This window comes from Enterobacter sp. EC_50 (assembly GCF_019584525.1).
Lineage (GTDB): Bacteria > Pseudomonadota > Gammaproteobacteria > Enterobacterales > Enterobacteriaceae > Enterobacter > Enterobacter roggenkampii.
This window is the reverse complement of record NZ_VDAF01000108.1, coordinates 1-246: the sequence shown is the minus strand read 5'-3', so window position 1 is coordinate 246 and position 246 is coordinate 1. Positions and strand designations below refer to the sequence as shown.

2 rRNA genes are annotated in these 246 nt (G+C 52.0%); both read right to left on the bottom strand.

What is annotated here, in order from left to right:
• Window positions 1–92 (bottom strand): 5S ribosomal RNA (rrf, locus tag FHC48_RS23230); the annotation flags it as partial.
• 73 nt (window positions 93–165) lie between these two features.
• Window positions 166–246, bottom strand: a 23S ribosomal RNA gene (locus tag FHC48_RS23225); the annotation flags it as partial.

Genomic DNA, 246 nt, shown 5'->3' with positions numbered 1-246 from the left:
TGGGGAGACCCCACACTACCATCGGCGCTACGGCGTTTCACTTCTGAGTTCGGCATGGGGTCAGGTGGGACCACCGCGCTAAAGCCGCCAGGCAAATTCTGTTAAATCTGTATCAAAGCTGAAATTTGATTATCTGTCTCTTCGCCAAAACACCTTCGGCGTTGTAAGGTTAAGCCTCACGGTTCATTAGTATCGGTTAGCTCAACGCATCGCTGCGCTTACACACCCGACCTATCAACGTCGTCG